General features: G+C 74.9%; 2 protein-coding genes and 1 pseudogene. All 3 read right to left on the reverse strand.

What is annotated here, in order from left to right; translation table 11 throughout:
• The coding region (locus ACOJTC_RS19700; protein ID WP_420117977.1) for a type I polyketide synthase at positions 1-3037 on the reverse strand (3037 nt) is incomplete at its 3' end.
• A gap of 58 nt (positions 3038-3095) precedes the next feature.
• Positions 3096-6200, reverse strand: a pseudogene (locus ACOJTC_RS19705) (type I polyketide synthase); the annotation flags it as partial.
• A gap of 65 nt (positions 6201-6265) precedes the next feature.
• Positions 6266-9167, reverse strand: a 2902-nt coding sequence (locus ACOJTC_RS19710; RefSeq protein ID WP_420117978.1) for a type I polyketide synthase, incomplete at its 5' end; no start/stop codon positions are given.

Consider the following 9167-nt stretch of genomic DNA (forward strand, 5'->3'; position numbering starts at 1 on the left):
AACCCATCCCCACAATCGCCACCGCCTCACCCACACCCACACCCGAAACACCCACACCCACCACCGAACCCGACACCAAACCCACCAACCGCTCCGCCACCAACACCGGACTCGGAAAGTCGTAGGCGAGCGAGGACGGCAACGGCAGGGCGGTGTCGTCGGCCAGCCGGTCGCGCAGCTCCACGACGGTGAGTGACGAGAAGCCGAGTTCCTTGAAGGTCGTCGCCGGGTCCACGTCGGTGGCGGCCGGGTGGCCGAGAATGCCGGCGGCCCGCCGCCGGACCAGCTCCAGGGCGACGTCGAGGCGACGCTCCGCCGGCAGCTCCCGCAGCGCGTTCGCCCAGACCCCGTCGCCGACGGGCTCCTCGACCACCGGAGCGTCGTCGCCCCCGGGTCGTACGGTCGCCTCGACCGGGGTCGCTGCGGGCGCGTCGATCCAGAAGGGCCGGCGCTGGAACTCGTAGGTGGGCAGGGAGATCCGCCGTGCCCCGGGGAAGGACGTCGTCCAGTCGACCGGAGCGCCCACGACGTACGCGTGGCCGACGGCGTGCCGGAAGCGGTCGAGGCCCCCGTCGTCGCGGCGCAGGGTGGGCACCACGGACGCCGGCTGCCCGGTCGCGGCGAAGCTCTCCCGCAGGCCGACCGCCAGCACCGGGTGCGGGCTGCACTCGATGAACGTGGTGTACCCGTCGTCGAGCAACGCCCGGGCCGCCGGCTCGAACCGCACGGTCTGCCGCATGTTGCGGTACCAGTAGGCGGCGTCCAGCCCGGCCGTGTCGACGGGCGTTCCGGTCACCGCCGAGTAGAAGGTGACCGGGGCGTCGGTGGGTGTGACCGGGGCGAGCTGGTCGAGCACGTCGTCGCGGATCGCCTCGACCTGCGGCGAGTGGGAGGCGTAGTCCACCGGGACGGCCCGGCACCGCACGCCCTGGGCGGTCAGTTCGGCGAGCACCTGCGGCAGCACGTCCACCGCTCCGGACAGGACGGTCGAGTCGGGGCCGTTGATCGCACCAATCGCCACCTGGTCGCTCCACTGCTCCAGCACCGGCAGCAGCCGCTCGGCCGACAGCGCCACCGACGCCATCGCGCCGGTGCCGGCCAGGGCCCGGATCGCCCGACTGCGCAGGGCCACCACCCGGGCCGCGTCCGACAGGGTCAACGCGCCGGCCACGTACGCGGCGGCGATCTCACCCTGGGAGTGCCCCACCACCGCGTCGGGTTCCACGCCGTGCGCCCGCCACAGTGCCGCCAACGACACCATCACGGCGAACAGCACCGGCTGGATCACGTCGACCCGCGCCAACTGGTCGCCGCCCCCGCCGAGCAGGACGTCGCGCAGGTCCCAGTCGGTGTACGCGGCCAGCGCGTCGGCGCACTCGTCGAGGCGGTCGCGGAACACCGCGGAGTCGGCGTACAGGCCACGGGCCATCGCCTCCCACTGCGAACCCTGGCCGGGGAAGACGAAGACCACCCGGCCGGGGCGGGCGCGACCGACGACCAGGTCGGGCCGGTCGTCACCGGCGGCGAGCGCGTCGAGGGCGGCGAGCATGCCGGCGCGGTCACCGGCACGCACCGCCGCCCGGTGCCGCAGCGCGGCGCGGGTCGACGCGAGCGAGTGGCCCAGGTCGGCGTCGGCGACGTCGACGCCGGACGTGAGGAACCGCCGCAGCGTGGCCGCCTGGGCCCGCAGCGCGGCGGGGCTCTGGCCGGACAGCACCCAGGGCGCGGTGTACGCCTGCGCCGGCCGGTCGGCCCGGTCGGTGGTGGGCCGGGGTGCGCGCCCGACGACCAGGTGGGCGTTGGTGCCACCCATCCCGAACGAGGACAGGCCCGCCAGGGCGTCGCCGTCACCGGCGGCGTCGGCCGGCCACGCGCCGAGCGCGGACTGCACCCGCAGGTTCAGCGCGGCCAGGTCGATGCGCGGGTTGACGGTGTTGAAGTTCAGGCTCGCCGGGATCTGCCCGTGCCGGGCGCTCAACGCGAGCTTGAGCAGCCCGACCAGGCCGGCGGCGCCTTCGAGGTGTCCGACGTTGGTCTTGGCCGAACCGACGGCCAGCGGAGCATCCGCCGGCCGGTGCGCGCCGATCGCCGCACCCAGCGCGCCGGCCTCGACCGGGTCGCCGACGGGCGTGCCCGTGCCGTGCAGCTCGACGTAGCCGACGTGGGCCGGGTCGGTGCCCGCCTGCCGGTGCGCCCGCCGGATCACGTCGGCCTGCCCGTCGCCGTCGGGGACGGTCAGACCGGCGCCGCCGCCGTCGTTGTTGACGGCCCCGCCGAGGATCACGCAGGAGATGTCGTCGCCGTCGGCCACCGCGTCGGCGAGCCGCTTGAGCACGACCAGGCCGCCGCCCTCACCGCGTACGTAGCCGTTGGCGCGCGCGTCGAAGACCCAGGCCGTGCCGTCCGGGGAGAGGCCGCCGAACTCGCCGACCCGGGCGGTGCTGCCCGGTTCCAGGATCAGGTTCACGCCGCCGGCCAGGGCCAGCGAGACGGTCCCGGCGCGCAGACTCTCGCATGCCTGGTGTACGGCGACCAGCGCCGACGACTGCCCCGAGTCGACGACCACGCTGGGCCCGGTCAGGCCGAGGGTGTACGAGATCCGGTTGGCCACGATGCTGCGGTGCAGCCCGGTGAGGGTGAACGCGGTGGCGGGCACCCGGCCGGCCAGTTGGGCGTAGTCGTCCTGGATGGCGCCGACGTACACCGCTGCGGGCCGCCCGGCGAGCTGGTCGGGTGCCAGCCGGGCGTCCTCGAGCGCCTCCCATGCCAGCTCCAGCATCAGCCGCTGCTGCGGGTCCATCGCGGTGGCCTCGCGCGGGGAGATGCCGAAGAACGCGGCGTCGAACCCGGCGACGTCGTCGAGGAAGCCGCCGGGTGGCGCGTCCGGCCCGCAGCGGTCGGCGGGTGCCGTGCCGACCGCGCTCGTTCCGCTGGCGAGCAGGGCCCAGAACGCGGCCGGGTCCGCCGCGCCGGGCAGGCGGCAGGACATGCCGACGACAGCGATCGCGTCCTCGGAAAAGTCACGGGTCTGCGGCATGACAACTGACCTCATTCTGCGTCGATCGCGGGCCATCGGAGGGGGCGGGGCTGAGGGGCTAGACGGTGATCAGGGTGTCGACGTAGTCGACGATCGCCTCGAACGTCGGGTGCTCGTAGACCAGCGCGGCGGGCAGGTCCACGCCGGTGGCGGCGGCGGCCCGGTTGCGCAGGTCGACCGCCATCAGCGAGGTGAATCCGAGTTCGAGCAGCGGGACGTCGGCGGCGACGTCGTCGGCCCGGTCGAGCCGCATCACCTCGGCGGCCAGCCCGCGCAACGCCATCAGCAGCGTCGCCCGGCGTTCGGCGGGCGGGAGCCGCAGCAGCGTGACGGCCAGCGGCGGCTCCGTCTCGTCGCTGCCGTCGCCGAGCGACTCCGGCGGCGTCGGCGCCCGGCGGGTGGCCACCATCGGCGCGACCGCGTCCAACCAGTAGTGCTTGCGCTGGAACGCGTAGGTGGGCAGGTCGACGGTGGTCGGGGCGAGCCCCTCGGTGAGGACGTCCCAGTCGACGGCGCCGCCCCGGGAGTACCAGGTCGCGACCCCGGTCAGGAACGCCGTGGGCTCGTCCACGTCCCGACGCAGCAGCGGCAGCACGGCCGCACCGGTCGTGCCGGCGACGCCGAGGTTCTCGGTGACCACCGCGCTCAGCACGCTGTCCGGGCCGACTTCGAGATATTCGGTGACCTCGGCGGCAGTCAGCGAGCGGACGGCGTCGGCGAAGCGGACCGGCCGGCGGGCGTGCGCCACCCAGTACCCCGGGTCCTCCAGTTCGCCGGGGCCGACCGGTCGGCCGGTGACGGTGGACACCAGGTCGACGGTCGGCGGCCGGTAGGTCAGGCCCGCCGCCACCCGCCGGAACTCGTCGAGCATCGGCTCCATCCGGGGGGAGTGGAAGGCGTGGCTGACCCGCAGTCGGCTGGTCCGCCGGCCCCGGGCCGACCAGGCCGCCTCGATCTCGGCGACCGCCGGCTCGTCACCGGCGACCACGACGGAGGACGGCCCGTTCACGGCGGCGACGGCGACCTCGCCCGCCCGGTCCGCCAGCATCGGTGTCACCTCGGCCTCGGTGGCCTGCACCGCCACCATCGCGCCGCCGGCCGGCAGTTCCTGCATGAGCCGCCCGCGCGCGGTGACCAGGGTCGCCGCGTCGGCCAGGGTGAGCACTCCGGCGACGTGGACGGCGGCGAACTCGCCGACCGAGTGCCCGACGAGCCGGTGCGGCCGGATGCCGAACCGTTCGAGCAGCCGGTACAGCGCCACCTCCACGGCGAAGATGGCGGGTTGGGCGAACCGGGTCTGGTCGAGCAGCGCGGCGGCCTCGGTGCCGGCCGGGGCGAAGAGCACGTCGCGTAGCGCCACCGGCAGGTGCGCGTCGAGGGCCGCGCACGCCGCGTCGAGCGCCTCGGCGAAGGCCGGGAAGGCCGGGTACAGGTCGCGGCCCATGCCCGCGTGCTGCGACCCCTGACCCGAGAAGATCATGGCGAGGGTACGGGCCCCGGCCGGGGCGGGCCGGCCCCGGACCACCTGCGCCGAGCCGGAGCCACCGGCCAGCCGTTCCAGGCCGGTGAGCAGCTCGGTCGGATCGGTCCCGAGCACCACCGCGCGGTGGGCGAAGCGTGGGCGGCGGCTCAGCGTGTACGCCACGTCGGCCGGTCGCAGCGACCGCTGACGCAGGTGACCGGCCAGCCGTCGCGCCTGGTCCCGCAGCGCCTTCGGCGAGTTCCCCGACAGCGGCCAGGCGACCGGTCGCGCGGAGGCCGGCACCGGCGTGTCCTGCGGTTCCCCGGCGGGCGGTGCTGGCGGCTCCTCCAGGATCAGGTGGGCGTTCGTGCCGCTGATCCCGAAGGAGGAGATGCCGACGCGGCGCGCCCGCTCGGTGACCGGCCAGGGTACGGCGGCACGCAACAGGCGTACCGCGCCCGACGACCAGTCCACGTGGGGGGTCGGCGGGTCGGCGTGCAGGGACCGTGGCAGTACCCCGTTGCGCATCGCCTGGACCATCTTGATCAGGCCGCCGACCCCGGCTGCGGCCTGGCTGTGCCCGATGTTGGACTTGAGCGAGCCCAGCCAGAGGGGGTGTTGCGCGTCCCGCCCGGTGCCGTAGACGGCCTGCAGGGCGCGTACCTCGATCGGGTCGCCGAGGGTGGTGCCGGTGCCGTGCCCCTCCACCGCGTCGAGGTCGCCCGGGGTGAGCCGGGCGTCGGCGAGGGCGTTGAAGATCACCCGTTCCTGGGCGGGGCCGCTCGGGGCGGTGAGGCCGTTGCTGGCGCCGTCCTGGTTGACCGCGCTGCCCCGGATCAGGCCGAGCACCGGATGTCCGTTGCGCAGCGCGTCGGAGTACCGCTCCAGCATGACCACCCCGACGCCCTCGGCCCAGCCGGCGCCGTCGGCCCCGGCGGAGAAGGACCGGCACCGGCCGCCGGGTGACAGGCCACGCTGCCGGGAGAACTCGATGAACACCCCCGGTGTCGCCATCACCGTGACGCCACCGGCCAGGGCCACCGAGCACTCGCCCCAGCGCAGCGACTGGCAGGCCAGGTGGATCGCCACCAGCGACGACGAGCAGGCGGTGTCGACGGTGATCGCCGGGCCCTCGAAGCCCAGCGAGTAGGCGATCCGCCCGGAGGCGATGCTCGCGGCGCTACCGTTGCCGACGTACCCCTCGAAGCCCTCCGGCGCCGGCATCAGCCGCGACCCGTAGTCGTTGTACATCACCCCGACGAACACGCCGGTGTCGCTGCCGCGCAGCGACCGGGGGTCGACGCCGGCCCGCTCGATCGACTGCCAGGCGTGTTCGAGCAGCAGGCGCTGCTGGGGGTCGATGGACAGCGCCTCGCGGGGGGTGATGGCGAACAGTCCGGCGTCGAACTCGGCCGCGTCGTAGAGGAAACCACCCTCGCGGGCGTAGCTGGTGCCGACGGTGTCCGGGTCCGGGTCGTAGAGCCCGTCGAGGTCCCACCCCCGGTCGGTGGGGAACCCGGACACCGCGTCGACCTCACCGGCGACCAGCTCCCACAACTCGTCCGGGGTCTGCACCCCACCGGGGTACTGGCAGCTCATCCCGACGAGCGCGATCGGCTCGTGGCGGCTCTCCTCGAGGTCCCGGATGCGTTCCTGGGCGTCGCGCAGCTCGATGGTCATCCGCTTGAGGTAGTTGAGGAGCTTCGCCTCGTCACCTGACATGCGCTGGACACCCGCTCTCGTTGGCTCCTGCGGCCGGTGGCCGCTCACTGCGGCACCGTGCCGAACTCCTGGTCGATCAGGTCGAAGATCTCGGCCACCGACGCGGACTCGATGAGCGCGTTGGCGTCGGTGCCGGCCTGCCGGTCCGTCGGGGCGGCCTTCCAGTCGGCGAGCATGCTCTCCAGCCGCGAGGCGACCAGCCGGCGTAGGCCACGGTCGGAGGAGGCCGCCGCCATGGCGGCGGACAGCCGGTCGAGTTCGGCGAGGACCGGCCCCTCGGCGTCGGCCGGCGCGGCGGTCTCCCGGATGAAGTCGGCGAGCGAGGTGGGCCGGGGGTGGTCGAAGACCATCGTGGCCGGCAGTTGCAGACCGGTCGCTGCGCTGAGCCGGTTGCGCAGCTCCACCGCGGACAGGGACTCGAAGCCGAGTTCCTTGAACGACAGGTCGTCGTCCACGCGCGCCACCCGGTCACCACCGAGGACGGCGACGACGTTCCTGCGCACCAGATCCAGCACGATCTTCTGCTGCTCACCGACCGGCAGCCCGGCGAGCCGGGTGACCAGCGGCTGCGACGGCTGCTGGCCACCGCCGGGACGGCGGGCCGTGCGGGCCAGCCCGTACAGCCGGGGCGGCACGTTGTCGGTCTCGGTGCGGGCGCTCAGGCCGGCGATGTCGAAGCGGGCGGTGACCAGCACCGCCGGTCCGGCCGCCAGCGCGTCGTCGAAGAGGGCGAGCCCCTCGTCGAGTGACAGCGGAAGCAGGCCGCCCCGGCTGACCCGGTCCAGCGCCGCCCGGTCGAGTTTCGCCGCCGCGCCGGCCCCGGTGCCGTCGGTGTCTCCCCACAGGCCCCAGACCAGGGAGGTGCCGACCAGGCCGGCGGCGCGGCGGTGTTCGGCGAGCGCGTCGAGGGCGACGTTCGCCGCCGCGTAGTTGCCCTGGCCGAGGTTGCCGAGTTGACCCGCCACCGAGGAGAACAGCACGAACGCGGCCAGGTCGGCGTCCGCGGTCAACTCGTGCAGGTGCAGGGCGGCCTGCGCCTTCGGCTGCCAGACGGCGTCGAGGCGTTGCGGGGTGAGGCTGGGCAGCACCCCGTCGTCGATGACGCCGGCGGCGTGCACGACCGCGGTGAGCGGATGGGCGGCCGGCACGGTGGCGAGCGCCGCGGCCACGGCTTCCCGCTCCCCGACGTCACAGGCGACCAACCGGGCCGTCGCCCCCAGCGCGGTGAGGTCGGCGAGCAGTTCCTCGGCGCCCGGCGCGTCCGCGCCGCGCCGGCTCAGCAACAGCAGGTGCCGCACGCCGTACGTCGTGACCAGGTGCCGGGCGACGAGAGCGCCGAGCGCCCCGGTGGCCCCCGTGATCAGGACGGTGCCGTCCGGGTCGAGCCTCGGCGGTGCGGCGGGTTCCTCCGACCGGCGTACCACCATCCGGGGCACCAGACCGACGCCGTGCCGCAGCGCGATCTCCGGCTCGCCGGTGGCCAGCGCGCCGGGCAGGGCGGTGCCCGAGTCCGCGTCGACGTCGATGTGCACCACCGCGCCGGGGTTCTCCGCCCGTGCGGTGCGCAGCAGGCCGGCGACCGGTGCCACGGCCAGGTCGACGTCGGCGTCGCCGGGCAGCGGCAGCGCGCCGCTGGTGACCACGACGAGTTTCGACTGTGCCAGCTCACCGCAGGCGAGCCAGCCCTGCACCAGGTCGAGCACCCGTCGGGTGGGCAGCCCGGTGCCGGCCGGGTCGGGTCCGGCACCGGGTGCCGACCCGGTGCAGGAGACCAGCACGGTGGACGGGGCCGGCCGGCCGTCGGCGACCGCCGCCCGCAGCGACTCGATGTCCGGGTAGTCCACCGGGTCGACGCCCGGCAGCTCGCGCAGGTGGTGCCCGTCCGCGCCGACGAGGACCCGGTCCTGCGTGGGGTCCGCCACGGCGGGGATCTCGACCGGACTCCAGCGGATCTCGTGGAGCGGCAGCCGGTCGGTGCGCAGCGCGGCGAGCCGGGCCGGGTCGATCTCGCGGAGGGTCAGCGCGCGCACCGACCCGATCGGGACGCCGGTGTCGTCGGCCATGTCCATCCGGACGGTCTCGCCGCCGGAGGCGTCCCACCGCACCCGCAGCCGGGTGGGCGTCACGTCGGTGGCCGTCACCCCCTGCCAGGAGAACGGTATCCGCAGCGGCAACGGGCCGTCGGTGTCGTCGAGGGCGAGCGCGAGCAGGGGGTGCAGGGCCGCGTCGAGCAGCGCGGGGTGCAGCCGGTGGCCGGCGGGGTCGGTGCCCTCCGGCAGGGTGATCTCGGCATAGCAGTGCTCCGGGTCCCGCCACAGCCCGGTCAGGCCCCGGAAGGCGGTGCCGTAGCCGTAGCCGTGCTCGGCGAGCCGGTCGTACAGGCCGGTGAGGTCGACGGGTACGGCGTCGACCGGCGGCCAGTTGGCCGGGGTGGTGCCGGCGGGGTCGGCGACCGGGGTGAGCACACCGCTGGCGTGCAGGACCCAGTCCTGACCGGAGTCGGTGTCGGCCGACCGGCCGTGGATCGTCACCCGGCGTCGGCCGGTGTCGTCCGGGCCGGACGCGACGACCTGGAGGTCCACGACGCCCTGCGCGGGCAGCGCGAGCGGCGCGTGCAGGGTCAGGTCGTCGACCATGGCGAGTCCGGCGTGCGCGGCGCAGTGCAGGGCAAGGTCGACGAAGGCCGCGCCGGGCAGCAGGACGGTGCCGCCGACCAGGTGGTCGGCGAGCCACGGGTGGGTGGTGAGGGAGAAGCGGCCGGTGTAGAGGGTCCCGGCGTCGCCGGCCAGCTCGACCGCGGCACCGAGCATCGGGTGGCCGGCCTGGTCCAGCCCGGCGGCACTCAGGTCGCCGGTGTTGCGGGGTGCCTCCAACCAGTACCGCTCCCCCTGGCACGCATACGTCGGCACCTCCACCACCCGACCCGCCCCCCCCCCCCCCCGCCAA

The sequence above is a fragment of the Micromonospora sp. genome (assembly GCF_048594385.1).
Taxonomy (GTDB): domain Bacteria; phylum Actinomycetota; class Actinomycetes; order Mycobacteriales; family Micromonosporaceae; genus Micromonospora; species Micromonospora wenchangensis.